Below are 398 nucleotides of genomic sequence, written 5' to 3'. Positions count from 1 at the left end.
TGTGCTCTTCCGATCTGATGACGCCGAAATCCATCTTGGTAAGCCGCAGCGAAGTCGCTATCGTGACGGAGTCCTTGTGCAGGCGGTGCGCCGCGGTAAACCGGCTGATGCTCAGGTCGGTCAGCACATCGCCGTTCAGGACGATAAAGGGCTCATTCAATTCGTCTCTGATCAAGGAAAGCGGCCCGATCGTTCCGAGCGGTTCCATTTCCTGCGTGTAGCGGATCCTCAGATTCCACTGCGAGCCGTCGCCGCACACGCTCCGGATCAGGTGCCCGAGATAGCCGGTGGTGACGTAGACGTCTTCGATTCCGCTACGCCGCAGCCATTTCAACAGCAACTCGAGGACCGGCCGCGCGCCAATTGGCATCAGCGGCTTGGGCAAAACCGATGTAAAT

At 58.8% G+C, this 398-nt stretch carries 1 protein-coding gene; it reads right to left on the bottom strand.

Annotated elements, in window-relative coordinates:
• Window positions 1–398: sugar phosphate nucleotidyltransferase (locus X744_RS139635; protein WP_023763262.1), on the bottom strand; the 398-nt coding region annotated here is incomplete at both ends.

Origin of the sequence: Mesorhizobium sp. LNHC252B00 (genome assembly GCF_000502955.1) — a bacterium.
GTDB lineage: Bacteria > Pseudomonadota > Alphaproteobacteria > Rhizobiales > Rhizobiaceae > Mesorhizobium.
This window is presented reverse-complemented; position numbering and strand designations above follow the sequence as displayed.